General features: G+C 71.5%; 22 protein-coding genes and 1 riboswitch. Of the genes, 11 read left to right on the top strand and 11 right to left on the bottom strand.

Annotated features, from left to right (window positions below; all coding sequences use genetic code 11):
• Positions 1-172 precede the first annotated feature (172 nt).
• The 5 genes from ACFXDE_RS00110 (at position 173) to ACFXDE_RS00090 (ending at position 6,462) form a co-directional block, all read left to right on the top strand.
• Positions 173-1,450, top strand: a complete 1,278-nt coding sequence (locus tag ACFXDE_RS00110) for an extracellular solute-binding protein (RefSeq protein ID WP_380442152.1) — start codon at positions 173-175, stop codon at positions 1,448-1,450.
• 136 nt (positions 1,451-1,586) lie between these two features.
• Entirely contained in the window at positions 1,587-2,591 is a 1,005-nt protein-coding gene (locus ACFXDE_RS00105; protein ID WP_359972458.1) for a sugar ABC transporter permease, read from the top strand.
• 99 nt (positions 2,592-2,690) lie between these two features.
• Entirely contained in the window at positions 2,691-3,596 is a 906-nt protein-coding gene (locus tag ACFXDE_RS00100; protein WP_380489167.1) for a sugar ABC transporter permease, read from the top strand.
• A gap of 105 nt (positions 3,597-3,701) precedes the next feature.
• A complete protein-coding gene (locus ACFXDE_RS00095) occupies positions 3,702-5,417 on the top strand; it encodes a glycoside hydrolase family 13 protein (protein ID WP_380489164.1) in 1,716 nt (571 codons plus the stop codon).
• Between the two features lie 25 nt (positions 5,418-5,442).
• Positions 5,443-6,462 carry a LacI family DNA-binding transcriptional regulator gene (locus tag ACFXDE_RS00090; protein WP_380442144.1) on the top strand — a complete coding sequence of 340 codons (1,020 nt, stop codon included), beginning with the start codon at positions 5,443-5,445 and terminating at the stop codon, positions 6,460-6,462.
• Between the two features lie 196 nt (positions 6,463-6,658).
• Here the strand turns inward: ACFXDE_RS00090 and ACFXDE_RS00085 are convergent, their stop codons facing one another.
• From ACFXDE_RS00085 to ACFXDE_RS00075, 3 genes are all read right to left on the bottom strand, one after another.
• Positions 6,659-6,859: a hypothetical protein gene (locus ACFXDE_RS00085; RefSeq protein ID WP_329930460.1), complete on the bottom strand. Its 201-nt coding sequence runs from the start codon at positions 6,857-6,859 to the stop codon at positions 6,659-6,661.
• A gap of 277 nt (positions 6,860-7,136) precedes the next feature.
• Positions 7,137-8,456: a transglycosylase family protein gene (locus tag ACFXDE_RS00080; protein WP_380489160.1), complete on the bottom strand. Its 1,320-nt coding sequence runs from the start codon at positions 8,454-8,456 to the stop codon at positions 7,137-7,139.
• Positions 8,443-8,602: riboswitch (cyclic di-AMP (ydaO/yuaA leader) on the bottom strand. (Overlaps the previous gene by 14 nt.)
• A 362-nt stretch (positions 8,603-8,964) precedes the next feature.
• Positions 8,965-9,942 (bottom strand): hypothetical protein, encoded by a 978-nt coding sequence (locus ACFXDE_RS00075; protein WP_380489157.1) that lies wholly within the window; start codon positions 9,940-9,942, stop codon positions 8,965-8,967.
• Between the two features lie 571 nt (positions 9,943-10,513).
• On the opposite strand from ACFXDE_RS00075, the gene ACFXDE_RS00070 reads away from it, so the two are divergent.
• Positions 10,514-10,786: a DUF397 domain-containing protein gene (locus ACFXDE_RS00070; protein WP_380442137.1), complete on the top strand. Its 273-nt coding sequence runs from the start codon at positions 10,514-10,516 to the stop codon at positions 10,784-10,786.
• 475 nt (positions 10,787-11,261) lie between these two features.
• Here ACFXDE_RS00070 and ACFXDE_RS00065 read toward each other — a convergent pair whose 3' ends face one another.
• Positions 11,262-11,792 carry an ATP-binding protein gene (locus ACFXDE_RS00065; protein WP_380489154.1) on the bottom strand — a complete coding sequence of 177 codons (531 nt, stop codon included), beginning with the start codon at positions 11,790-11,792 and terminating at the stop codon, positions 11,262-11,264.
• A 418-nt stretch (positions 11,793-12,210) separates the two neighbouring features.
• On the opposite strand from ACFXDE_RS00065, the gene ACFXDE_RS00060 reads away from it, so the two are divergent.
• Positions 12,211-13,077 carry a helix-turn-helix transcriptional regulator gene (locus tag ACFXDE_RS00060; RefSeq protein WP_329930454.1) on the top strand — a complete coding sequence of 289 codons (867 nt, stop codon included), beginning with the start codon at positions 12,211-12,213 and terminating at the stop codon, positions 13,075-13,077.
• Between the two features lie 127 nt (positions 13,078-13,204).
• On the opposite strand, the gene ACFXDE_RS00055 is transcribed toward ACFXDE_RS00060, so the two are convergent.
• Complete coding sequence (locus ACFXDE_RS00055; protein WP_380489151.1) at positions 13,205-13,822, bottom strand: TetR/AcrR family transcriptional regulator; 618 nt, start codon at positions 13,820-13,822, stop codon at positions 13,205-13,207.
• Positions 13,823-14,143: 321 nt separating this feature from the next.
• A complete protein-coding gene (locus ACFXDE_RS00050; protein WP_380489148.1) occupies positions 14,144-15,661 on the bottom strand; it encodes an MFS transporter in 1,518 nt (505 codons plus the stop codon).
• An 86-nt stretch (positions 15,662-15,747) separates the two neighbouring features.
• On the opposite strand from ACFXDE_RS00050, the gene ACFXDE_RS00045 reads away from it, so the two are divergent.
• Positions 15,748-16,173: a MarR family winged helix-turn-helix transcriptional regulator gene (locus ACFXDE_RS00045; protein ID WP_380489146.1), complete on the top strand. Its 426-nt coding sequence runs from the start codon at positions 15,748-15,750 to the stop codon at positions 16,171-16,173.
• A gap of 102 nt (positions 16,174-16,275) precedes the next feature.
• Here the strand turns inward: ACFXDE_RS00045 and ACFXDE_RS00040 are convergent, their stop codons facing one another.
• From ACFXDE_RS00040 to ACFXDE_RS00020, 5 genes are all read right to left on the bottom strand, one after another.
• Positions 16,276-17,223, bottom strand: coding sequence for a M56 family metallopeptidase (locus ACFXDE_RS00040; RefSeq protein ID WP_380442127.1), 948 nt, complete (start codon positions 17,221-17,223; stop codon positions 16,276-16,278).
• Between the two features lie 290 nt (positions 17,224-17,513).
• On the bottom strand, positions 17,514-18,122 hold the full coding sequence (locus tag ACFXDE_RS00035; RefSeq protein ID WP_380489144.1) for a DUF5134 domain-containing protein: 609 nt from the start codon (positions 18,120-18,122) through the stop codon (positions 17,514-17,516).
• A 346-nt stretch (positions 18,123-18,468) separates the two neighbouring features.
• The gene (locus tag ACFXDE_RS00030) at positions 18,469-19,230 is read right to left on the bottom strand and encodes an amino acid ABC transporter ATP-binding protein (RefSeq protein WP_380489142.1); all 762 of its coding nucleotides are present in this window, start codon (positions 19,228-19,230) and stop codon (positions 18,469-18,471) included.
• Between the two features lie 65 nt (positions 19,231-19,295).
• Positions 19,296-20,216, bottom strand: coding sequence for an amino acid ABC transporter permease (locus tag ACFXDE_RS00025; RefSeq protein WP_380490067.1), 921 nt, complete (start codon positions 20,214-20,216; stop codon positions 19,296-19,298).
• A 38-nt stretch (positions 20,217-20,254) separates the two neighbouring features.
• Positions 20,255-21,157, bottom strand: a complete 903-nt coding sequence (locus tag ACFXDE_RS00020) for an ABC transporter substrate-binding protein (protein ID WP_380489139.1) — start codon at positions 21,155-21,157, stop codon at positions 20,255-20,257.
• 507 nt (positions 21,158-21,664) lie between these two features.
• Here ACFXDE_RS00020 and ACFXDE_RS00015 point away from each other — a divergent pair.
• The 3 genes from ACFXDE_RS00015 to ACFXDE_RS00005 are packed head-to-tail and all read left to right on the top strand — an operon-like array spanning position 21,665 to position 24,893.
• Positions 21,665-23,065, top strand: a complete 1,401-nt coding sequence (locus tag ACFXDE_RS00015) for a DUF6421 family protein (RefSeq protein WP_380448885.1) — start codon at positions 21,665-21,667, stop codon at positions 23,063-23,065.
• Positions 23,062-23,820 carry an SDR family NAD(P)-dependent oxidoreductase gene (locus ACFXDE_RS00010; protein ID WP_380448888.1) on the top strand — a complete coding sequence of 253 codons (759 nt, stop codon included), beginning with the start codon at positions 23,062-23,064 and terminating at the stop codon, positions 23,818-23,820. Before ACFXDE_RS00015 ends, ACFXDE_RS00010 begins: the two co-directional genes overlap by 4 nt.
• Positions 23,817-24,893 (top strand): threonine aldolase family protein, encoded by a 1,077-nt coding sequence (locus tag ACFXDE_RS00005; protein ID WP_380490065.1) that lies wholly within the window; start codon positions 23,817-23,819, stop codon positions 24,891-24,893. The genes ACFXDE_RS00010 and ACFXDE_RS00005 overlap by 4 nt, the downstream gene beginning before the upstream one ends.
• The last annotated feature ends 166 nt before the right edge of the window (positions 24,894-25,059 follow it).

The following is a 25,059-nucleotide window of genomic DNA, read 5'->3' as shown; positions in this document are numbered from 1 at the left end:
TGTAACGATCGGCGTTTCTTGCAGAAAGTTTCTGCAAGGGGTTTCCGTGACGTTTCGCCCGCTGTTAACTTCCTTCCAGCCCGACGGCAGCGAAGGTGCAGTCGGCACGAGGCAGCCATTATGCGCCTGTCTCCGAACATCTCGGGCACCCCCACCCTCCCAAGGAGTTCTCATGCGGCGTGGCATCGCGGCCTCTGCCCTCGTTGTGGCCCTCGCGGTCTCGATGGCTGCCTGTGGCAGCAGCGGCTCCAGCTCGGACGGCAAGGCCGACGGGCCGGTCACCCTCACGTACTGGGACACCTCGAACGCCACCAACGAGGCGCCGAACTACCAGGAACTGGTCAAGAAGTTCGAGGCGGCCAACCCGACCGTCAAGGTCGACTTCGTCAACGTGCCGTTCGACCAGGCGCAGAACAAGCTGCAGACCGCCATGGGGGCCAAGGGCGCGCCCGACGTGTTCCGCTCCGAGGTCGGCTGGACCGCCGCCTTCGCCAAGGCCGGCTACCTGGAGCCGCTCGACGGCACCCCGGCCGCCGCCGACACCTCCGCCTTCCAGCCCAGCCTCGTCCAGCAGGCCAAGTACGACGGCAAGCTGTACGGCGTCCCGCTGGTCACCGACACCCTGGGCCTGCTCTACAACAAGGACCTCTTCGCCAAGGCCGGGATCACCGACGCCCCGAAGACCTGGGACGAGCTCAAGGCCGACGCCGCCACCATCAAGGACAAGGACGGCGTCGACGGCTTCTGGCTGAAGGCCGCCGACGGCTACTACGCGATGCCGTTCCTGTTCGGCGAGGGCACCGACACCGTCGACGCCGCCGGCAAGAAGATCACCATCACCTCGCCCGAGGCCGTCAAGGGCATCGAGACCTACAAGTCGATGTTCACCTCGCCCGGCACCGCCAAGGCCGACGTCACCACCGACGCCTACGCCCACATGATGGACGCCTTCAACAGCGGCAAGGTCGCGGCGATCATCCAGGGCCCCTGGGAGATCACCAACATCTACAAGGGCTCCGCCTTCGCCGACAAGAAGAACCTCGGCATCGCCGCCGTCCCGGCCGGCTCCAGCGGCAAGGCCGGCGCCCCGACCGGCGGCCACAACATCTCCGTCTACGCCGGCTCCGACGCCGCCCACAAGGCCGCCGCCGAGAAGTTCGCGGCCTTCATGACCTCGGCCGAGAGCCAGGCGTTCATCGCGCAGAAGAACTCCACCCTGCCGACCCGCTCCGACGCCTTCACCGCCGACGTCAAGGCCGACCCGGGCATCGCCGGCTTCCAGGCCGTCCTCGCCAGCGCCAAGCCGCGCCCCGAACTGCCCGAGTACAGCTCGCTGTTCGCCTCGCTCGGCACCAACCTCGGCAAGGCCGTCCAGGGCACCAGCACCCAGGACGCGCTGAACACCGTCGCCACCGACTACGCCAAGCTCCTCCCGGGCTTCGCAAAGTAGCCGTCAGCCGCCCGGCCCGCCGCGGGTGAGGGACACCCCCACGTCCCTCACCCCGGCGGGCCCGGCGGCCGGACCCGCTCCTCCCGAGGCGGCCGGACCCGCTCTCCCCGAGACCTCCCCCGAGAAGGTGTAATCGATGTCAGTCGCCGTGCAGGGCGCCACCGGCAAGGGCAGCCGGCCGCGCGAGCAGCGTCCGGGCCCGCTGGAGCGCCTCAAGCGCTCCTACGCCAAGCACTGGTACGCCTACGCGATGACCGCCCCGGTCGTGCTCGTGCTCGGCGTGCTCGTGCTCTACCCGCTCGTCGAGGGCGTCTGGCTCACCCTCACCGACGCCAACAGCCTCAACTCGGCCCGCACCATCGGCGTCAACCACATCCCGGCCAGCTACAAGTTCGTCGGCCTCCACAACTACGCCGACATCCTGTGGGGCCCCGGCTCGTACGACCGCTTCTGGTCCCACTTCGTGTGGACCATCACCTGGACGGTGCTGTGCGTCGTCCTCCACTACACCATCGGCCTGGGCCTCGCCCTGCTGCTGAACAAGAAGCTGCGCGGACGCGCCGTCTACCGGATGCTGCTCATCCTCCCGTGGGCCGTGCCGACCTTCGTCACCGTCTTCTCCTGGCGCCTGATGCTCGCCGACGGCGGCGCCGTCAACGGCCTGCTCTCCGCCCTCCACCTGCCCCAGCCCGGCTGGCTGGACGACCCGCTGGCGCAGAAGGCCGCCGCCGTCCTGGTCAACACCTGGGTCGGCGTGCCGTTCATGATGATCTCGCTGCTCGGCGGCCTGCAGTCCATCCCGGCCGAGCTGTACGAGGCCGCCGAGATGGACGGCGCCACCCCGTGGCAGCGCTTCCGCCACGTCACCCTGCCCGGACTGCGCACCGTCTCCTCGACCGTCGTCCTGCTCGGCGTGATCTGGACCTTCAACCAGTTCGCCGTCATCTTCCTGCTGTTCGGCACCAGCGGCGGCTCCGACGCCCAGCTGCTCGTCACCTGGGCCTACCGCCTCGGCTTCGGCCAGCAGCCCCGGGACTACGCGCAGTCCGCCGCGTACGGCGTGATCCTGCTGTCCATCCTCATCGTCTTCACCGCCTTCTACCGGCGCTGGCTCGCCCGCAACGAGCAGGCCAACGGCTAGCAGGCCGACAGCCAGCAGGCCAACGGCCAACAGGCCAACAGCAACAGGCCAACGGCTGCGGCCCCGGACCCAGTTGACCCACGAAGGCAGGTACCCCCGATGAGCACCACCACCGAAGCCGCCGCGCCGCCCGCGCGCCCCGCACCGGCCGCCCGGCCCGCCAAGGTCCGCCGCCGCGGCGAGAGCGGCCCGCTGGTCACCGCGCTGTCCCACGGCGCCCTGATCCTCGCCAGCCTGATCGCCCTGTTCCCGGTGCTGTGGATCCTCTACATCTCGCTCGGCCCGGACAAGACGGACTACCTCCACCCCGGGAAGATCCTCGGCAAGCTGACCCTGTCGAACTACGACCACGTGCTGTTCGGCACCGACTTCTTCACCTGGTTCGGCAACTCCTTCCTGGTCTCCGGCATCACCACGGTGTTCGGCGTCATGGTCGCCGCCACCACCGGCTACGCCGTCTCCCGGATGAAGTTCCCCGGCCACAAGCCGCTCATGTGGTCGCTGCTGGTCACCCAGATGTTCCCGATCGCGGTGCTGATCGTGCCGATGTACACGATCCTGTCCGAGCTCGGCCTGCTCGACGGCTACACCGGCCTGATCCTGGTCTACTCGACCACCACCGTGCCGTACTGCGCCTGGCTGCTGAAGGGCTACTTCGACACCATCCCGGTGGAGATCGACGAGGCCGGCCGGGTCGACGGGCTCAGCCCGATCGGCACCTTCTGGCGGCTGGTCCTGCCGCTCGCCCGCCCGGGCCTGGCGGTGGCCGCGTTCTACTCCTTCCTGACCGCCTGGGCCGAGGTCGCGTTCGCCTCCACCTTCATGCTCAGCTCCGACAAGTACACGCTGGCCGTCGGCCTGCAGACCTTCGTCAGCGAGCACGACGCCCAGTGGAACTTCATGGCCGCGACCGCGGTGCTGATCGCGATCCCGTCCTCCGTCTTCTTCTACCTGGTGCAGCGACACCTGGTCACCGGCCTGACCGCCGGCGCCTCCAAGTCGTAACGCCGGCACACGCCGGCACACGCCGGCACACGCCGGCAGTCGCCAGCGCCCGCCAGCACCCGTCTCAGCGCTCCTCGCTCCTCTATTCCCCGAGGGATTCCGTCCATGACCCAGAACCTGGCCGACACCTCCCGGCCCGCCGCCGACACCGCTCACGAGGCGGCCGCCCTGGCTCCGGTGACTGGCAGTGCGTCCAGAGGCTGGTGGCGGGACGCGGTCATCTACCAGGTGTACCCGCGCAGCTTCGCCGACTCCAACGGCGACGGCATGGGCGACCTGCCGGGCATCCGCAGCCGCCTGCCCTACCTGCGCGACCTCGGCGTGGACGCCGTCTGGCTCTCGCCGTTCTACGCCTCCCCGCAGGCCGACGCCGGCTACGACGTGGCCGACTACCGCGCGGTGGACCCGATGTTCGGCACCCTGCTGGACGCCGACGCGCTGATCCGCGACGCCCACGACCTGGGCCTGCGGATCATCGTCGACCTCGTCCCCAACCACTCCTCGGACCAGCACGAGTGGTTCCAGCGCGCCCTGCGCGAGGGCCCCGCGTCCCCGCTGCGCGAGCGCTACCACTTCCGCCCCGGCAAGGGCGAGACGGGCGAACTGCCGCCCAACGACTGGGAGTCCATCTTCGGCGGCCCGGCCTGGACCCGCACCGAGAACCCCGACGGCACCCCCGGCGACTGGTACCTGCACCTGTTCGCCCCGGAGCAGCCCGACTTCAACTGGGAGAACCCGGCCGTCGCCGACGAGTTCCGCTCGATCCTGCGGTTCTGGCTCGACATGGGCGTGGACGGCTTCCGCATCGACGTCGCCCACGGCCTGGTCAAGGCCCCCGGCCTGCCCGACCTCGGCGGCTCCGACCAGCTCAAGCTGCTCGGCAACGACGTCATGCCGTTCTTCGACCAGGACGGCGTGCACGAGATCTACCGCAGCTGGCGGGGGATCCTCGACGAGTACCCCGGTCAGCGGATCGGCGTCGCCGAGGCCTGGACCCCGACCGTCCAGCGCACCGCCAACTACGTCCGCCCCGACGAGCTCCACCAGGCCTTCAACTTCCAGTACCTGGGCACCGACTGGGACGCCGCCGCGCTGCGCGAGGTGATCGACGTCTCGCTCGACTCGATGCGCCCGGTCGACGCCCCCACCACGTGGGTGCTGTCCAACCACGACGTCACCCGGCACGCGACCCGCTTCGCCAACGAGCCCGGCCTCGGCACCCAGATCCGCACCCCCGGCGACCGCGCGCTCGGCCTGCGCCGGGCCCGCGCCGCCACCCTGCTGATGCTCGCGCTGCCCGGCTCCGCCTACGTCTACCAGGGCGAGGAGCTCGGCCTGCCGGACGTCACCGACCTGCCCGACGAGGTCCGCCAGGACCCGTCCTTCTTCCGCCAGGCCGGACAGGACGGCTACCGCGACGGCTGCCGCGTGCCGATCCCGTGGTCCGGCACCGAGGCGCCGTACGGCTTCGGACCGGTCGCCGGCGGGCCGTCCTGGCTGCCGCAGCCGGCCCAGTGGGCCGAGCTCAGCGTCGAGGCGCAGACCGGCGACCCGACCTCCACCCTGGAGCTCTACCGCAGCGCGCTCGCCGTCCGCCGGGCGCAGCCCGACCTGGGCGCGGGCACCGGGGTCGAGTGGCTGGACGCCCCGCAGGGCACGCTCGCCTTCCGCCGCGGCTCCTTCGTCTGCACGGTCAACGCGAGCGGCGAGCCGGTGCGCATACCCGCCCCGGGCACGCTGCTGCTCGCCTCGGCGGAACTGGTCGTGGACGGCGGCGAGACGGTGCTCGCACCGGACAGCACCGGCTGGTGGGCGGTCTGACGTGGTTGCAATAGGCTCTGGGACCGTGACTACGGCGCGACTTTCAGACATCGCGGCGCAGGCGGGGGTCAGCGAAGCCACCGTCTCCCGCGTACTCAACGGCAAGGCGAACGTCTCCGCCGCCACCCGGCAGACCGTGCTGGCGGCCCTCGACGTGCTCGGGTACGAGCGGCCGACCCGCCTGCGCCAGCGCAGCGCCGGGCTGATCGGGCTGATCACGCCGGAGCTCAGCAACCCGATCTTCCCGGCGCTCGCGCAGGTCATCGAGCAGGTGCTCAGCCGGCACGGCTTCACGCCGGTGCTGTGCACCCAGACGCCCGGCGGGTCCACCGAGGACGAACTGGTCGAGATGCTGGTGGACCGGGGGGTGGCGGGCATCGTCTTCGTCTCCGGTCTGCACGCCGACTCCACCGCCGACCACGACCGCTACGCCCGGCTGGCCGGGCGCGGGGTGCCGTTCGTCCTGATCAACGGCTTCAGCGAGCGGATCGACGCGCCGTTCATCTCGCCGGACGACCGGGCCGCCATGTGGATGGCCGTCCAGCACCTCGCCGAGCTGGGGCACGAGCGGATCGGGCTGGCGGTCGGCCAGCGGCGGTACGTGCCGGTGCTGCGCAAGATCGAGGGCTTCACGGCCGCGATGCGCACCGTCCTCGGGCGGACGCAGGAGGAGGCCGAAGAGCTGGTCCACCACACGCTGTTCAGCGTCGAGGGCGGGCACGCGGCGGCGGGCGCGCTGCTGGACAAGGGGTGCACGGCGATCGTGTGCGGCAGCGACATGATGGCGCTCGGGGCGATCCGGGCGGTGCGGCAGCGGGGGCTGTCGGTGCCGCAGGACGTGTCGGTGGTCGGCTTCGACGACTCGCCGCTGATCGCCTTCACCGAGCCGCCGCTGACGACGATCCGCCAGCCGGTCGAGGCGATGGCGACGGCGGCGGTGGACGCGCTGCTGGAGGAGGTGGGCGGGAACGCCGCCCAGCGCGGGGAGTTCATGTTCCAGCCGGAGTTGGTCATGCGCGGCTCCACGGGGGCCTGCGCGCGCTGAGGCCGGTGACGGCCGTGTGAAGGGCCCCGGAGGGCGGTTGCTCTCCGGGGCCCTTCGGCGTGCCGTGCCGGGCTGTGCCGGGCTTGTGCTGCGCTGTACCGGGCTTGTGCTGCGCTGTACCGGGCTTGTGCTGCGTCGTGCTGGGTTTGGCCTGCGCTGTGCTGGGCTGTGCCGCGAGTGCCGTGACGGGCCGGGGTCAGCCCTCCTGGACGGCCGGGCGGTCGGCGGTGACGCGGTGGCCGTCGGCGGCGTCGCCGGTGCGGGTCTCGGTGCGGCGACCGCGGGCCAGGTAGTCGCGCAGGATCAGTTCGACGGCGTCCTGGGGACTCTTGGTGCCGGAGAGCATCATCGCGTCGATCGCGAGGTTCGCGTCGAGCGTGACGGTGACCTGGGCCATGGGTGACTCCTCCTCGGGTGCAGAGCAGCAGCATGCCCGCTGGGCCGGGGTTTGACCACGCGAATGCTCCGATGCGCGGAGCCACGGGTGCGCGCCGGGGGAAGGCGGCACGGACTTCGGAGGCGGGTACGCCGAAGCCCCGGGGAGAGCGACCAGTCTCTCCCCGGGGCGGTGGGCGGGTGACAGATAACAGATGATGAAATCTGTTATCTGTCATCTGTTCGCTGTCATCCGCGATCCGTCACCCGTCCCCGGCGGGACGGTTCCGGAAGGATCCTCAGACGCGGCCGGCGAAGTCCGGCGCCCAGTTGGCGATGGTCTGCAGGCGGACGCCCGAGCTCGGGTTGGCGGCCTCGACGTACTGGCCGCCGCCGATGTAGATGGCGACGTGGTAGACGCCGGAGTCCTGGCCGTTGTTGGACCAGAACAGCAGGTCGCCCGGCTGCAGGCTGTCCAGCGAGACGTGGGTGCTCGCGGCGGCCTGGTCGTTGGCGACGCGCGGGATGGAGATGCCCGCGGCGCGCAGCGCGGCCTGGGTCAGGCCCGAGCAGTCCCAGCCGCCGTTGCCGGTGCCGCCGTAGACGTACGCCTGGCCGACCTGCGCCTTGGCGAAGCTGACCGCGGCGGCCATCGAGCCGGTGACGGCCGGGGCCGGGGTCTGCGCCTGGGCGGAGGGCTTGGCGGCGGGCTTCGAGGACGGCTTGGCGGCCGGGGTCTGGGCCTCGGCGGCCGGCTGGGCGTTCACGGCGTTCCCGGCGGAGGACTGGCCCGGCTTCTGCGAGCGGTCGAACCAGTTGAAGTCACCGGACTGGCCGGCCGGCGCCTGGGCGGAGTCGCCGAAGGACAGGTGCTGGCCCGGGTAGATGGTGTCCGGACCGTCGGTCAGGGTGCCGCGGTTCAGCTCGTACAGGCGCTGCCAGCCGCCCTTGACGTTGTGCTTGTCGGCGATCGTGGACAGCCAGTCGCCGGCCACGACGGTGTAGTCCGAGGCACCGGCCTGGGTGGTGCCGCCCTGGGTCCAGTCCTGGCGCTTCTGCGCCCAGGTGCCCTTGGCGGAGTCGGCGGCGGCCGGGGCCTGCGCCTGGTCCTGCGCCGGGGCGGCGGGCTTGGCGGCGGGCTTCGAGGACGGCTTGGCAGCGGGTGCGGCCGGGGCGGCCTTCGCGGTGCTCGCGGCGGCGGAGGTGTCGACGGCGGCCGGGGCGCCGCCCGCGGTCAGGCCGGCCTGGACGGAGCACACGGGCCAGGCGCCGGGGCCCTGCGAGGCGAGGACCTTCTCGGCGACGGCGATCTGCTGGTCCTTGGTGGCCTGGTTGGCCTGCGGGGCGTACGAGGTGCCGCCGAAGGCGGCCCAGGTGCTGGAGGTGAACTGCAGGCCGCCGTAGAAGCCGTTGCCGGTGTTGATGCTCCAGTCGCCGCTGCTCTCGCACTGGGCGACCTTGTCCCAGGTGGTGACGGAGGCGGCGGAGGCGGTGCCGGAGGTGAGGCAGGGAATGGTGAGGCCGACGCCGGCGACGCCGAGGGCGGCGATCACGCGGCGGGTGCGGCTGGACAGGCGAGTGCCGTTGGTGGGCAGCATGAAGACGCGGTCCTCTCCCACGCCTGCGAGGTGAGCTGTCGGATTCGGGCCGGAGTTGCCCGGCCGCGCTGTGGCGCGGCTTCACCCCTAGCCCAGGACCGTTCCGTGGATCGGTCCGGGGCGACTTACCTGTGGGTCCCCCGCTCCTGCCGTGGTGCGTTTTCGCGCTTCCAGCGCACCCGACGGCAGGACTCGGCGTTGCGGATGTGCTGGGTCCGTGTGGTCACGAACGGGGAGCACGTTAAGCAGACTTAAGTACGAACTGCAAATACCTGTGATGCGCATCACGGATTATGGAAAGCCGCCAAGAATTTCCTTCTCCAAGATCGAAAATGATCGTTTTCTTGCAATAAACCTGCGGATGTGCACAACTGGCAGGCTCTCAGGAATTGCATGACGGGCGGTCACTCGATCGCAAACAATCACAGAACGGACATCTCGCGCATTCGGCTCTTAATTCCCTTACGCCGCAAGCCGAAAGGGCCCGGAGCGCGGTCGCTCCGGGCCCTTCCGTACGCGTTGTCGGCGGTTACTCGCCGGCGGCCTCCCCGGTCGCCCCGGAGGCCGTCCCACCGGCCGCGTGGGCCGCGCGGGAGCCCTCGGCGGCGGCCTCCGCCGCCTCGGCCTCGGCCTGGGCCTGCGCGGCGGCCAGGGCCTCCGCGGACGGCGCCGGCAGCGCGGCCAGGTACAGCGAGGCGATGAGCTGGCCGACCGTCTGGTAGGCGCCGAGCGGCGCGGCGGACGGGCAGCCGGTCTCCTCGGCGGCCGTGGCGAGCAGCTCGGAGTCCGCCTCCGGGCCGATCACCAGCGGGGCCAGCGCGGGGCGCTGCGAGCCGGTCTCCTTGAGGTGCGCGACGGCGGCGGCGACCGAGCCGGGCACGTCGAGCGCGGCGGGGACGACCGGGACGGCCAGGCGGGCGGCCAGCAGCACGCCGGTGATGCCGGCGGCGGCCGCGGCGTCCTCGCCGCCCACGGTGGTCAGCACGACGCCGTCCGCGGCGGTCGCGATGGCGAACAGGCGGGCGCGGTCGGCGCGGGCCAGCCCGGCCTCGGACAGGCGGACGTGGACGGCCTCGGCCAGCAGCGGGTGCGGGCCCAGCACGTCGGTGACGTGCGCGCCGTACTCGGCGGCGAGCGCGTGGAGTTCGGGCAGGAAGTCGTGCGGGCCGGGCACCAGGGGTACCAGGATCGGTGCCGGGACGCCGGCCTCGGCGGCGGCCGCCAGCAGCTCGCCGATGCTGCGCTCGGTGCCGTCCGCGCCCTCGGTGCCGTCGCCGGGGAGGTAGCCCACCGCGGTCTGGACGCCGTTCTGCTCGCTGCGGACGATCGAGAGCAGCTCCTCGACGACCGAGCGGGACTCGGGCCCGGCGGTCGCGGGCACGGCGAGCACCAGGGCCGGGGAGCCGGACGGGATCTCGGGGCGCTCGGGGCGACGGTGGCGCCCCCGCGCACGGGAGCCTGGAGTGCGAACGGGCAGTGGCGCGCCCGGGATGGCTGCGGTGCTCATGGCGGAGATCGTAGGACATCGGCCCGTCAGGGCTGCAGTCGGCTGCCGTGCCGGTTTCGCGCGAGCGTGGTGTGCGCGGCGCGCGGAGCTCTCGCGTGCGCGGGTCGATGAGCGGTCATTAGGTCATATTCCGGACATACCTGGCCCAACCCCCGCGCGTCCGCCGGTATCTCCTGGAGACGGGTCCGGTGGGGCGTCACGTTGCACCCGTGGCGAGTGAGATGTCTCACAGTCGACGGGCGGTCTGACGGAGGGTCACGAGTGCGCGACTCCCGGCTTTCGAAGATCAACATTTAGCGGGGAGCCGCTCACGGCCGGTTATCGGAAGCGGGCCGGTTCGGTCGGCTATGTCCGTTTACGTACCGTCAGGAGAAGGGTCCGTGAAGAGTTCAGGTCGGCCGGTGAAAGGCCTCGTGCACCTGCACCGTCTCGTGCTGATGCACGTGCACAAGGGCTATCATCGCGTCAAGTGAGGCGTTGTGCCGGGCTGGTACGGGGCCGGCCCGTTCGTTCGGCGGGTGCCGGGGGCGCCGCGCTGGACCGCAACTCCGGGGCTCTTCGGGAGACTTCTATGCACGACTCGCACGAATCGCAGGAACTGGGCGGCTCGTACGGTCCCTACAACGGGATGGCCGCCACCGAGCTGGAGGGAGTGGTCTGGCAGAAGAGCCTGCACAGCAACTCCCAGGGCAACTGCGTCGAGTTCGCCGCGCTGCCGGGGGGCGACGTGGCGATGCGCAACTCGCGCTTCCCGGACGGTCCGGCGCTCATCTACACGCGGGCCGAGATCGCCGCGATGCTGTTGGGGGCCAAGGACGGGGAGTTCGACCACCTGTCCGCCTGACCGGACGTCCATCCGGCCGTTCACCGGGCCGTCCGGCCGCTTCACCGGACGTCCGTCGGTCCGGCCACCGCTCCGCACCAGGAGCCATCGGGGGGCCGTCGTGGGTGCTGACACCACGGCGGCCTTTGTCTTCTCCGCTGTCTTCTCCGCGGGCTCGGCCCCGCGGTCGTCCGCGCGGTTCGTGACGCACTCGGTCACATGCTCGGTGGTGTGCCTCTTCGCGGGCTTCTCCACCGTCCGGTGCGCTGCCGTCCCGCGTAACGCTGTCCCGTGCACTGCTGTCCCGCGCACTGGCGGCCCGTCGGCCGTCGGGGGCGCACTGGTCGTCGCGGGTGCGCTGCGGGGGGCCGGCAGGTCTCCGGCGCGAGCCCGGCGAGGGCGAACTACCGCTTCCTCCCGGGGTTTCGGTCCTCCCGGGGTGTCCATCGATCCGGGGACGCGTGCCCGCGCTGCGGGGGTGCGTGCCCGTCCGCCGCTAGGCGGAGCGCCGGTGCCGGCCACCGAGTTCGGGGGTCGCGGCCTGCGCCTGCGCGTCGGCTTCGAACAGCGCCCAGACGACCTTGCCCCCGCCCAGCGGGTGCCAGCCCCAGGAGTGGCTGAACGAGTCCACCAGGTGCAGCCCGCGGCCGGATTCGGCCACGAAGTCCGCCTCCCGGGCGATCGGGCCGATGCTGCTCGGGTCGCTGACCGCGCAGACGATCTGCGGCGCGCGGTGCACGAGGCTTATTCGGATCGGCAGCCTGCCGTCACCACCGTGCTGTGTGGGAAAGTCGTACTCGCCCAGGGCGCCGCCCACCGGGTCGGGCCGTGCGCCGATCGCATGCCGCAGCGCGTTGGTCACGAGTTCCGACGCGACCAGCGCGACGTCGTCGAACAGCTCCATCAGCCCCCAGCGCTGCAGAGCGGTCCGGGCGAAGTCACGTGCGGTTCTGACGGCTTCGAAGCGAGGAGCGAGCGTACAGGTGACCACGTGGGGGTCAACCGCCAAAGCCGTACCGGTGCCCATGAAGAGCTCCTCCCATAAGGGGGCGGACACGGCTGGACCCGCCGGGGTCATGCCGGTCACCTCCGACTCGCTCGGCCGCACGGCCCCCTCCTCGACGAGGCGCGCGCGCACACGAAGGCCCGGTGGCGTGGGGGACGCTGCCGGGCTGGTGCACGGAGTCGCGCGTGGGGTCGACGCGGAGCCCGCGGGATTGCCAGGGATGTGCAGGTGCACGTGCACCATGGTCCTCTGCGCTCACTGCAGATGCAAGAGTCGATTCACGTGCAGTCGCACTATTGGCATATGCAAGCGCCGGATGCACGTGCATCCTGGTGTGTGGAGTGCAGAACTGATAGGAACATCCGTCAGTATCGGCACCGTGAGCGCTCAACTGATGGCAGACTGTGCGCTGTTTGCCCTAGGTGGAGGTTTCGACCGCATGACCACAGTTCAGCCGGGCGGCGGCTCGATGGTCCGCCGGATCCTCCTCGGCTCACAGCTGCGACGCCTGCGTGAGGCGCGCGGCATCACCCGCGAGGACGCCGGCTACGCGATCCGCGCCTCCGAGTCCAAGATCAGCCGCATGGAGCTCGGCCGGGTCAGCTTCAAGGAGCGCGACGTCGCCGACCTGCTCAGCCTCTACGGCGTGGACGACGGCCTGGAGCGGGAGGCCCTCCTCGGCCTGGTCCGCGAGGCCAACAAGTCCGGCTGGTGGCACAGCTTCAACGACGTGCTGCCGGGCTGGTTCCAGACCTACGTCGGTCTGGAGGAGGCCGCGCAGCTGATCCGCACGTACGAGGTGCAGTTCATCCCGGGACTCCTGCAGTCCGAGGAGTACGCGCGGGCGGTTTTCGGTCAGAGTCGGCCGGTCATCAGCGAGGAGGAGGTCGAACGGCGGGTCAGCCTCCGCCTTCGCCGCCAGAAGCTGCTGACCGAGGGCAACAACCCGCGCCTGTGGGCCGTCATCGACGAGGCCGCGCTGCGCCGCCCGGTCGGCGGGCCCAAGGTGATGCGCGGCCAGGTCCAGTACCTGATCGACGTCGCCGAGCAGGCCAACGTCGTCATCCAGGTCATGCCGTTCCGCTTCGGCGCGCACGCGGGCGAGTCCGGCGCGTTCACGATCCTGCGCTTCCCGGAGCAGGACCTCGCCGACGTCGTCTACCTGGAGCAGCTCACCAGCGCGCTCTACCTCGACAAGCGGGACGACGTGGACGCCTACATCCAGGTCATGGAGCGCCTCTGCGTGGACAGCCTCACGCCCGAGCGCACCATAGACCTGCTCGCCTCGATCCTGAAGGAACGCTGAGCCTCCGCCCGGAGGGGCCTGGACGTCCGGGCCCGAACGGCCGGACCACGAGCCGTGCTTGCCCGCCGCCCGGACCGTCCGTCGGCGAGCACCGGCCGCCGGATCATCTGCCGCCGCCCACCGGCCGTCAGCCGCGGGCCGGCGGCGTTTCGCGTTCCGGCGGCAGCGGCTGTGGCAGCGGCTGCGGCGGGCGGCCCAGCTCCCACGGCAGGTCGTAGCGCCGGAACAGGTCGGCCCGGATCGGCGCCAGCGGCACCTCCGCGCCCGGCAGCAGGAGGCCGATGCACCCGCCCATGAGCGCGCTGCGCAGCACCGCGTGCTCGGCGGCCGGATCCGGCGCACCCCACTCCCGCAGCAGGCCCTGGAGGATCGCGCCGAGCTGCTGCTGCTCCGGGTCCTGGACGAAGGAGCCGGTGTCCGGGTCGAGGATCAGCGCCAGGTGGGAGCGCATCACCCGCGGGTGGTCGAGGGCGAGGCCGAGGACGGCGTCGATGGCGCGGGCCAGCCGGGCCTCGGGTGTCGCGTCCGGCGCGAGTTCGGCCAGGGCGCTGCTGAGCGACTGGTGCATCATCCGGTGCGTGGCGGACTGCATGAGCAGCCGTTTGCCGTCGAAGTAGTACGACAGCAGCCCGCGCGCGAGTCCGGCGCGCTCGGCGATGTCGCTCAGCGTGGTCCCGGCGTATCCGTGCTGGTCGACCAGTTCGACGGTGGCCCGCATGATGCGCCGGCGCGAGCGCTGACGCATTTCCTCATTGACCGAATCCCCGCGGGGTGCCATCGTGACAGCTCCGAACGTTCGTTGGCTCCCGGCCAATATACTGGGGAAGCCGACGGCCGATCCGTGGAACCGCGTTGACGAGCGGCGCACGGACGGCTGGTGCGGGGGCGGCCGTTACGAAGACGGCCGGCTCCACCAACACGGGGGTTTGGTGGAGCCGGCGGCAGTGCCTGGGGGGCGGACGTCCGCGTCGGCTCGACGCGGCGCGGTGTGGTGCGGTCCGCCGTTGTCCGGTGCGGTCTCGCGTGGGCGGTTCGGCGTGGGCGGAAGCGGCGCGGGCGGAAGCGGTCAGCGCTCGGCCAGTACCTCGGCCCGGTCGGTGGGCCCGGATGCCCGTGACGTGTAGTCATAGTCCGGGACAGACAAAGGAGCTGACTTCTTCCGGCGCTCCAGCAGTGCGCCCACGAGGGCGATCAGGAACCCGAGCAGCGCGACCGCCGTGACGAACAGCAGGGCCGGCCGGTAGCCGTCCAGCTGCGCCTGCGGGCTGTCGCCGCCGGCGCTCCCGGCGGTGATCATCGCGGTCGCACCGGCGAGCACGACGGCGGTGCCGACCTGGATCGCCGTGTTGACCAGGCCCGAGGCCAGGCCCTGCTCCTCGTCCGCGACGCCGTCGGTGGCGGCGATGTTCACGGAGGGGAAGGCGAGCGCGAAGCCGACGCCGAGCAGCAGCATCGACGGCAGCACCAGCGCGGGGTAGGAGCTGTGCTCGTCCAGCCGCAGGAACAGTGCGAACGCCGCGGTCAGCGACAGGACGCCGATGGGCAGCAGCCGGCCGGTGCCGAAGCGGTCCACGATCGGGCCCATGAACGGCGCGGACAGCGCGATGAACGCGCCGGCCGGCAGCAGCCCGAGCGCCATCTCCAGCGCCGACCAGCCGAGCAGGTGCTGGAGGTAGAGCGTCACGATGAACTGGAAGCCGCCGTAGGCGCCGGTCATCGTGAAGGCGATCACGTTGGCCCGGGCCACCGCGCCGTTGCGGAAGATGCCGAGCCGGACCAGCGGGTGGGCGGCGCGGCTCTCGGTCACCAGGAAGGCGGCCGCCAGGGCGGCGACCACGGCGAACGAGCCGAGTGTGCGCAGGCTGAGCCAGCCGGCACCCTGCGCCTCGGTGACGGTGAAGACGAGCAGCAGGACGGTGAGCGTGCCGGTGATCGCGCCGAGGACGTCGTACCCGCCCTTGGCGCGCTCCTCGACCGGGCGGGGGAGCAGGCGGACGGCGAGGAGCAGGGCGATCAGCGCGACCGGGACGGGCATCAGGAACGTCCAGCGCCAGCCGACCGAGGTGAGCAGTCCGCTGAGCACGAGACCGAGCGAGAAGCCGCTGGCGGCGCAGGTGGTGTAGATGGACAGCGCCCGGTTGCGGGCGGGGCCCTCCGGAAAGGTCGTGGTGATGATCGACAGGCCGGCCGGGGCGGTGAACGCGGCGGCGGTCCCCTTGAGGAAGCGGGCGGCGATCAGCAGTCCGCCGTCGTCGACCAGTCCGCCGAGCAGGGAGGCGGCGCCGAAGACGCCCAGGGCGACGAGGAACACCCGGCGGCGGCCGAGCAGGTCGGCCGCCCGTCCGCCGAGCAGGAGCAGGCCGCCGTAACCGAGCACGTAGCCGGAGACCACCCATTGCAGGGTCGAGGTGGAGAGGTGCAGTTCGGAGCCGATGGACGGGAGGGCCACTCCCACCATGGAGACGTCCAGGGCGTCCAGGAAGATCGCGGCGCAGAGGACGAACAGGGTGCCCCAGAGGCGGGGGGTCCAGGCCTGTCCGCCGGTTGACGGTGCGTCGGGTGACGTGACGGTCGCGGTGGTCATGGGGAGGAGACTACATGCACGTGCAATCAATGCAAGTGAATAAGATGTAAACGCATAAGTTGCGGTGGCGGTGGTAGGGTGGCGCCGTGGCTGAACTCGACTCCCCGGCGGAGGCCGGTCTCGTCGCGCAGTGGCGCGAACTGCTGGCCCGGCACGCCGAGACCTCCTGTGCGCTCGACCGCGAGCTGGGCGAGAAGCACGGGCTCGGGATGAGTGAGTTCGAGGTACTGGAGCGCCTGGTCGAGGGCTGCTCGGTGGACCGCAGCCACCGGCTCCGGGTCCAGGAGCTCGCCGACGTCGTCCACCTCAGCCAGAGCGCGCTGTCCCGTCTGATCGGCCGGCTGGAGAAGGCGGGACTGGTGACGCGCGAAATGTGCGTGGACGACCGCCGCGGCATCCTGATCGTCCTCACGGACGAGGGGCGCGAGCGCTACCGGCAGGCCCGTCCGCTCCACCGCGACGTGCTTGCGCGCACGCTCGGCGATGAGGCCACCGGCCCGTGTGGGGCGTGATGCTGACGGTTCGTCAGCAGATTTCCCGGCAGGTTCGTCAGCAGGTTCTTCGGTAGGTTCTTCGGCGGTCCTGAGGGTCCGGCGGGGCGATGGGGCGTCTGGCTAGAACTGCGAGACGAGTCCCGGAGCGGCGGCCAGCAGCACGACGGCCACGGGCGCGGCGAGCGCGGCGACGGTGAGTTGGAGCCGACGCGGAACGGACAGCCGGGGGCGGCCCGCGAGCAGGCGGTCCACCCGCTTCGGGGACTGCGCGAGGCCCGGCGGACAGGAGCCGAACACCCCGCGGCCCAGGTTGAGTTCGGCCAGCGCGAGGGCGGTGGTGTGCCGTCCGTGCCGACGGGCCGCACGGTCGTCGGCCGCCAGCTCGACCAGCTCGCCGACCTGGTCCCGGAAGGTGCTGAACACCCGGACCCCCGGGAACCCGGACGCGAGTGCCTGGGCGGCCTGCGCGAGCCAGTCGTGCCGGGCGCGGACGTGTCCGCGCTCGTGGCTCAGTACGGCCGCCAACTCCCGTGCGGTCAGCTGCTGGAGGGCGCCCGTGGTGACCACCAGCCGGGAGTTCGGGCCGGGCAGCGACCAGGCCTCCGGCCGGACGTTCTCCAGCACCACCAGGCGCTCCCGGCGGCTGCGGGCGGCCGCGATGGCCTCCGGCAACTCGGGAGCGCGGTCGGAGAGTTGAGCGTGACGGTGGTTGCGCAGAGCCTTCGCCGAACGGACCTCACGGGTGACCGCCAGCACCGTCTGCAGTCCGCCCGCGGCCAGCACCGCCGCGCAGAGCCGGCCCCAGCCTTCGGCGTCCTGGAGCCCGTACGCCGCCTCCACCCCGTGCGGCGCGCCGGCGAACACGAGTGCGCGCAGTTCGGGCAGCGCGGCCGAGGCGGCCAGGACCAGGCTCAACGCGCAGCACAGCAGGACGGCTACGACCAGGCACTGCCATGCCAGCAGCGCCAGCACGGGTTCGCGCTCCACCCAGCGGGCCCGGGCGAGCAGCCGGGGCACGGCGGTGGAGAGCAGCAGGCCGAGCAGCAGCAGGCCGATCAGGGCAGTCATCGCATGGGCTCCCCGAGTGCGCACGGAGCGCGACAACGCGCTCCTCGCCAACCTATGCGCTGGCGACGTCCGGTGGAACGGCTTTCGGGTGGCCAGTGACCAACGCCACGCGGGCCCGGGGATCTTGGTCCCGGGTGCGGCTCGGCCAGGGTGCGCGGGGTGGGGGTTGGGGCGGCGGGTGGGGTGGGGATGGGCGTCGGGGACGGGCGTTGGGGATGGGCGTCGGGGACGGGCGTTGGGGACGGGCGTTGGGTGTGGGTGTTGGGCGTGGGCGTCGGGGGCGGGCAAGGTCACATGGTCAGGAGCATCGCGAACATCCCGATGCCCATGGTGAGCCGGCAGGCGTGCGGGAGGCCCGCCGTTCCGACGGTGACGCTTCCGGCGGGGGCGTGCAGGAGCCGGGTGCCGGCCCAGAGGGAGTAGGCGCCGAAGTACACCAGCAGCGCGCCGGTGAGCAGCGGGGCGCCGGTGCTCGGGGCGTGGTGGTGATGGCCGGGGGAGGCGGTCATGGCGAGGGCCGCGTAGGTCATGGCGAGGCCACCGATCGCGTGGTGCAGCCGGTGTCCGCGGCGGTCCGGGGTGCCGGCGGCGGCGAGCAGGAAGAGGGCTGCGGGGACGCCGAACAGCCAGGCCCAGACGGGCGCCGGGACGGCGGCGCCGGTGACGGCCATTCCGGCCATGCCGAGCCCCATCAGCGCTTCGGCGGCGTCGGTTTCCCGGGCGAGAAGCCGTCGGGCGCCCGTCGGGTGGGTGGTGGAGGGCGCCGGTGCGCAGGTGGTGTGTGGCGCGTGCGGGGCTCCGGGGGCTCCCGGGGCATACCGGAGGCGGGTCAGGCAGTAGGCCCCGGCGGTGGCGGTGAGGAGGGCGAGGAGCCAGTTGACCAGCGTGGGTCCGTGCAACGGCGGCCTCCTGGGGTGACGGGAGGACGGCGAACAGCGAACAGCTGACAGGTTTCAGATAACAGATGACGAAATCTGTCATCTGAAACCTGTCGGCTGTTCGCCGCCACCCGTGCTCTGCGGCGTTCGTCCTGTCCACGATCACCGCTGCCGCTCCCGGGAGGCCAGGGCGCGTGCAGGGGCGCACGGTGGTGACGAGCGGAGTGCGTTCTCGCGAGTGCCCTATGCCTGCCTCAACAAGCCCCCCGGCCAGACCTCGCCAGATCTCGCCGGACCCCGCCACCCTGCCGCCGCCACCCCGCCGGAATCCACCTGCCGGAGCCCGCCCGCCCCCGCGCGTCGCGTCTCAGCCCTGAAGCCGCCCCGAGGCGACGATCCGGCTGAGGAACCGCCGGGTCCGCTCCTCCCGCGGATCGCCGAACACCTGCTCCGGCGGCCCCTGTTCGAGCACCACCCCGCCGTCCAGGAAGCAGACCTGGTCGGCCACCTCGCGCGCGAACCCCATCTCGTGCGTCGACAGGACCATCGTCATGCCCTGTTCCTTCAGATCGCGCACCACCGACAGCACCTCCCCGACGAGCACCGGGTCGAGCGCCGCCGTGATCTCGTCGAGCAGCAGCAGCCGCGGCCCGGTGGCCAGCGCCCGCACGATGGCGACGCGCTGCTGCTGCCCGCCGGAGAGCCGGTCCGGGTACTCCTTCGCCTTGGCCGCCAGCCCGAGCCGGTCCAGCAGCTCCAGCGCCTTCGCCTCCGCCTCGGAGCGCCCGAGCCCGTGCACCCGGCGCGGCGCGAGCGTGATGTTCTCCAGCACCGTCATGTGCGGGAACAGGTTGTAGGCCTGGAAGACGACACCGATCCGGCGCCGGACGGCGTCCTCGTCCGTCCGCGGGTCGGTGATGTCCTCGCCGTCCAGGAAGATCGCGCCGTCGTCGACGCCCTCCAGCAGGTTCACGCACCGCATCAGCGTGGACTTGCCCGAGCCGGACGCCCCGATCAGCGCCGTCACCGAGTGCTCGGGCACGGCGAGGTCGACGTCGCGCAGCACCACCTGTGAGCCGAAGGTCTTGCGCACCGACTCCAGCCGCAGCACGTCCGCTCCGGCGCCCACCGGGTCCCCGCCCACACCGCTCGTACTGCTCGTACTGCTCGTACTGTTAATACTGCTCGCCCCGCTCACACCGCACCTCCCTGGACCTGCCGACGGTTCATGCGCGCGGTCAGCCAGTCGGCGAACCGCGTGAGCGGAATGGTCAGCACGATGAACACCAGCCCCGCGACCAGGTACGGCGTGTAGTTGAACGACCGGGACGCGATGATCTTGGCTGCGTAGACGGCGTCGATCGCCCCGCCGATCGAGACGAGCCCGGTGTCCTTCTGCAGGCTGACCAGGTTGTTGATCAGCGGCGGCACCACCCGCCGCACCGCCTGCGGCAGCACGACGTACCGCATCGCCTGCGCGTTGGTGAGCCCGAGCGAGCGCGCCGCGGCCCGCTGGCTCGGGTGCACCGACTCGATCCCCGCGCGGAACACCTCGGACACGTACGCCGAGTACGTCAGCACCAGCGCCGCCCCGCCGAGCAGCAGCGGATCGGTGGTCACCCCGGTGAGGCGCAGTGCCGGCACCCCGGTGATCATCACCAGCAGGCAGATGATCATCGGCAGCCCGAGGAAGAAGTCCACGTACGCGGTGGCCAGCAGCCGGACCGGCAGGAACACCGGACCGCGCAGGGTCCGGAGCACCGCCAGCAGCAGGCCGAACACCAGGATCAGCACGCCGCAGCCGAGCATCAGCTCCAGGTTGAGCCGGAGCCCGGTCAGGACCTCGGGCAGCGCCTGCCGGGCGTAGTCGAGGTTGAAGAAGGTCCGTCGAGTCACCTCCCAGCCGGGGGAGTTGACGATGAGCAGGTACAGCACGACGGCCGTCAGCAGCGTCGACGAGCCCGCGATCAGGGCCGAACGCCGGGTCCGCCCGCGGCGGTAGGCGTCCCGGGCGAGCCGGCGCTCGGACGGACGGTAGCCGTCGTCCTCCCCGCCGCCGGGCGCACCGTCGTCCCGCGCGCCCGCCTCCCGGCCCGCCGCGTCGTCGGCCCCGATGCCGGCCCCGACGCCGCCACTGGCCTCGATACCGCCGCTCACTTCAGCACCGGTGCCGAGACGGCGTCGGACAGCCACTGCTTCTCCAGCTTCGCGAGCGTCCCGTCCGCCCGCAGCGCGTCCACGGCCTGCGACACGCAGCCGGTGAGCCGGGAGCCCTTGTCCAGCACCAGTCCGAACTGCTCGCCCTGCGACGCGCTGTCGAACTGCCCCACCACCTGAGCCTCCGGCACCTCGGCGCCGGTGATGTAGAAGGCCGTCGGCAGGTCGACCACGAGCGCCTCGACCTGGCCGTTCTTCAACGCGGCCTTGGCCAGGTCGTTGGAGTCGAAGACGGCCGGCCGGGTGCTCGGCTTGATGGTGTCGGTGATGGTGTCGAGGCTGGTCGTGCCCACCTGCGCGCCGAGCTTGGCGCCCTTGAGGTCGGCGATGCTCTTCGCGCCCGCGGCCTTGGAGTTCTTGAGCGCGATGACGGCCTGCCGGACGTCGTAGTAGCCGGAGGAGAAGTCGACCGCCTGCTTGCGCTCGGCGCTGACGGACACCTGGTTGACGTCGAAGTCGAAGTCCTTCGGGCCGGGCGAGGTGGCCTTGTTGAACGGGGCCACCACCCAGGTCACCTTCTCCTTGGGGTAGCCGAGCTTGTCGGCGACCGCGTAGGCGACCGCGGACTCGAAGCCCTTGCCGTTCTCCGGCTTGTCCTCGGAGAACCACGGGTCGTACGCGGGCTTGTCGGTGCCGATCGTCAGCGTGCCGGCGGTCCGGGTCGCCAGCGCCCCCGGCGCGCAGCCGGTCGATGTGCCCGACGCGCCCGCGCCCGCGGCCCCGTCGGTCTTGGCGTCCTGCGGCGCGCACGCGGTCAGCGCGGCGGCGGCCGCCAGCAGCGCGGCGACGGGGAGGGCGGCGGACTTGCGGAGGCCGGGGCGGAGACGGAGGTCGGTCATGGCAGGGCTCCAGGGAAGGAAGGCCGGGCAGGACAGGAGATGCGGCGGCCGGGGCCGGAGGCGGCCGCGGACCCGGCGGGTCACTTCCCCCGGTGGCGGCGCCGGAACACACGCGGCATGGTCGGCGTACGGGCCCGCGTCCGCGGCGTCCTCCGAGCCTGATCGGCGGATCGGCGAGCGAGCGGATCGGCGGATCAACGACAGCAGCGGCGGCGATAGCAACAGCCGCGCGTGCCACGGCAGGCGTGACAACGAGAGGGCACCCGGAACAGGCCGTCGTGCCGCTCGGTCATCGTGATCACCGCCGGGAGCATGGCGGGAGGTTCGCATCCCGACGGCGCCCGTGTCCAGAACATCCACCGCGGCGTCCACATGCCGGACATCCGGTCGCGGCGTCCCCGAAACCCCCCACCACCGGAGGTTCTCCGATCGGAGCCCCCTTGAACAGGAGAACCTTTCGTATCTATGGTGTCTCCATCGAAAACCTCCTGTCGAAGTGAGTCCACGATGCAGAATCTTTCGCCAAGGCTCGCTGTGGCGGCCGACGCCCCGGTCTCGACCCTCGCCGGCCACCCGGCGTGGCTGCGCCTGAAGGAGGCCGTCGAGACCCTTCGCCCGCTGCAGTCCAAGGACGGCTCGATCGACCTGGCCGCCGTCCAGCGGCACACGGTCGATCCGCTGGTCGCCACGGTCCGCAGCGCGGTCGCCGAGCTGGCCCCGCTGTTCCCGCACGACGAGGCCTACCTGGCCGCCGTCGACGCGGACCTGGCCAAGTGGGCCGACACCGGCTACCGGGAGCCCGACTTCCTGGACTCGCTGCTCGCCTTCCAGCCCGCCGACCAGCGCGTCGACGGCCTTGAGCACCTCGTGGTCTTCCCGATGTACACGCAGAACGGGAACCCGGACCGCAACCTCGAAGCCGTCCTGCTGCGCGTCGTGTGGCCCGACTGGCTGGCCGAGCTGGAGCGCACGCGCTTCGACAACCCGATGTTCGTCCCGATCACCTTCACCGACTTCACGGCCGGGTACGACACCAACTCCGCCGTCCTCTTCCCCGAGACGGTCGCCGTGCGCAAGGCGCCGGAACGTTTCACCTGGGGCGGCATCTTCTGCGACCGCGAGGCCGCCCGCTTCCGCGCCGTCACCACCAGCGCCGTCCAGCAGCTCGGCCTGGCGATCCCGGACGACGCCGAGGGCCTGCTCAAGGACCAGGCGCGCGCGCAGGAGACCTTCGTCCTGTGGGACCTCGTCCACGACCGCACCCACAGCCACGGTGACCTGCCGTTCGACCCCTTCATGATCAAGCAGCGCAGCCCGTTCTGGATGTACGGCCTCGAAGAGCTCCGCTGCGACCTCACCACCTTCAAGGAAGCGGTGCAGCTGGAGGCCGAGGGCAACAAGCACGCCCGCGACGTCCAGTACGCGATCCTCTTCGACCGCCTGTTCCGCTTCCCGGTCAGCGGCGACCGCGTGCGCAACTACGACGGCATGGGCGGCCAGCTGCTCTTCGCCTACCTGCACAAGAACGACGCGCTGCGCTGGCGGGACAACCGCCTCACCATCGACTGGGACCGCGCCCCGCAGGTCACCAACGAGCTCTGCGCCGAGATCGAGACCCTGTACCGCGACGGCATCGACCGGCCCAAGCCGGCCCACTGGATCGCCGCCTACCAGCTCGTCTCCCGCTACCTCACCCCGCACCCGGCCTCCACGTGGGCGAAGGGCGCCGACGCGCTGCCGCTCGACATCACCGACGGCAAGGCGCTCAACAAGGCGCTGTGCGACGCGGTGCTCCCGGACGAGTTCCCGCTGAGCATGTTCTACGAGGCCCTGTCCAAGAAGCTCGGCGGCGTCATCGCCGCAACCGCCGGCATCACCGGCAACGGAACCAAGGGAGTCGCCGCGTGACCACCACCCCCAACGCCCCGCTGGCCGGCAAGGTCATCGCCGTCGCCGGAGCCAGTGGCCCGGCCGGCCAGGCCGTGCTGCGCCGCCTGACCGCCGACGGTGCCACCGTGATCGGTGCCGACATCGACCCGGTCCGGCTGGAGAGCGCCCTCGACGCCACCCGCGTCGCCGTGCGCGGGGCGAAGGTCAGCGGCCAGGTGATCGACCTGCTCGACCCGCAGGAGGTCCACGACTGGGCCGACCACCTGGAGGCGGAGCACGGCCACGTCGACGGCCTGTTCCACCTGGTCGGCGGCTGGCGCGGCAGCAAGACGTTCTTCGACACCCGCCTCGACGACTGGGACTTCCTGCACGACACCGTCGTGCGGACCCTCCAGCACACCTCGCTGGCCTTCCAGCCCGCGCTGGTCCGCAGCCCCGCCGGCCGGTACGCGATGGTCTCCGCCGCCGCGGCCCACAAGCCCACCGCCGGCGGCGCCGCCTACGCGGCCGCCAAGGCCGCCACCGAGGCGTGGACCCTCGCCATGGCCGACTCCTTCAAGAAGGAGACCACCTCGGCCGACGGCGAGCCCACCGCCGCAGCTGCCATCCTGGTGATCAAGGCGCTGGTCAGCCCGGAGATGCGGGCCGAGAAGCCGGACGCGAAGTTCGCCGGCTTCACCGACACGGCCGACCTCGCCACTCACCTGGCGGGCCTCTGGGACCGCCCCGCAGCAGAACTGAACGGACAGCACCTGTGGCTGACAGCCCGATGAACGACTCCACCCGCACGGACGCGGTACGGCGGCACGACCCCGCCGTCCGCGGCTTCGCCAGCGACAACTACGCCGGCGTGCACCCCGAGGTCCTCGCCGCGATAGCGCTCGCCAACGGTGGCCACCAGGTCGCCTACGGCGAGGACGACTACACGGCGCACCTGCAGGACGTCTTCCGCCGCCACTTCGGCGAGAAGGCCGAGGCCTACCCGGTCTTCAACGGCACCGGCGCCAACGTGGTCGCCCTCCAGGCGCTGCTCCCGCGCTGGGGCGCGGTCGTCTGCGCCGAGTCCGCCCACATCAACGTGGACGAGGGCGGCGCCCCGGAGAAGATGGGCGGCATCAAGCTGCTCACCGTCCCCACCCCCGACGGCAAGCTCACCCCCGAACTGCTCGACCAGCAGGCCTGGGGCTTCGGCGACGAGCACCGCGCGCAGCCGCTCGCGGTCTCCATCACCCAGAGCACCGAGCTCGGCACCCTCTACACCGCCGACGAGATCCGCGCGATCACCGAGCACGCCCACCAGCTCGGCATGCTCGTCCACGTCGACGGCTCCCGCCTGGCCAACGCCGCCGCATCGCTCGGCCTGCCGCTGCGCGCCTTCACGACGGACGTCGGCGTCGACGTGCTGTCGTTCGGCGGCACGAAGAACGGCCTGCTGTTGGGCGAGGTCGTCGTGGTGCTGAACCCCGAGCGGGTCCGCAACATCAAGTACCTGCGCAAGACCTCGATGCAGCTCGCGTCGAAGATGCGCTTCGTCTCCGTGCAGTTCGAGGCGCTGCTCTCCGGCGACCTCTACCTGCGCAACGCCGGCCACGCCAACGCCATGGCCAGCCGCCTGGAGGCGGCCGTCCGGAAGATCGACGGCGTCGAGATCGTGCGCCCGGTCCAGGCGAACGCGGTCTTCGCGATCCTCCCGCGGGACGTCAGCGAGCGGCTGCAGAAGCGGTACCGCTTCTACTTCTGGAACGAGCACACCGGCGAAGTGCGCTGGATGTGCGCCTTCGACACCACCGAGGCCGACATCGACGCCTTCGCGGCGGCCATCGCCGAGGAGATGAGCCGCGCCTGACGGCGCTCCACCAGCGGATCGTCCCGTCCTGCGACAGCAGGGCGGGACGATTTGCACGGGGCGCCTCCGGCCCCGTACAGTTCCGGAGTCGCCGCGGGAGACCGGGGCAACGAAAGCGGAAAGCAAATCCGATGAATGAAACTCCGGAAAACGGAGCGGAAAACAT

The sequence above is a fragment of the Kitasatospora sp. NPDC059408 genome (assembly GCF_042751525.1).
GTDB lineage: Bacteria > Actinomycetota > Actinomycetes > Streptomycetales > Streptomycetaceae > Kitasatospora.
The sequence above is the reverse complement of the archived record's forward strand: the minus strand, read 5'-3'. Positions and strand labels throughout refer to the sequence as shown.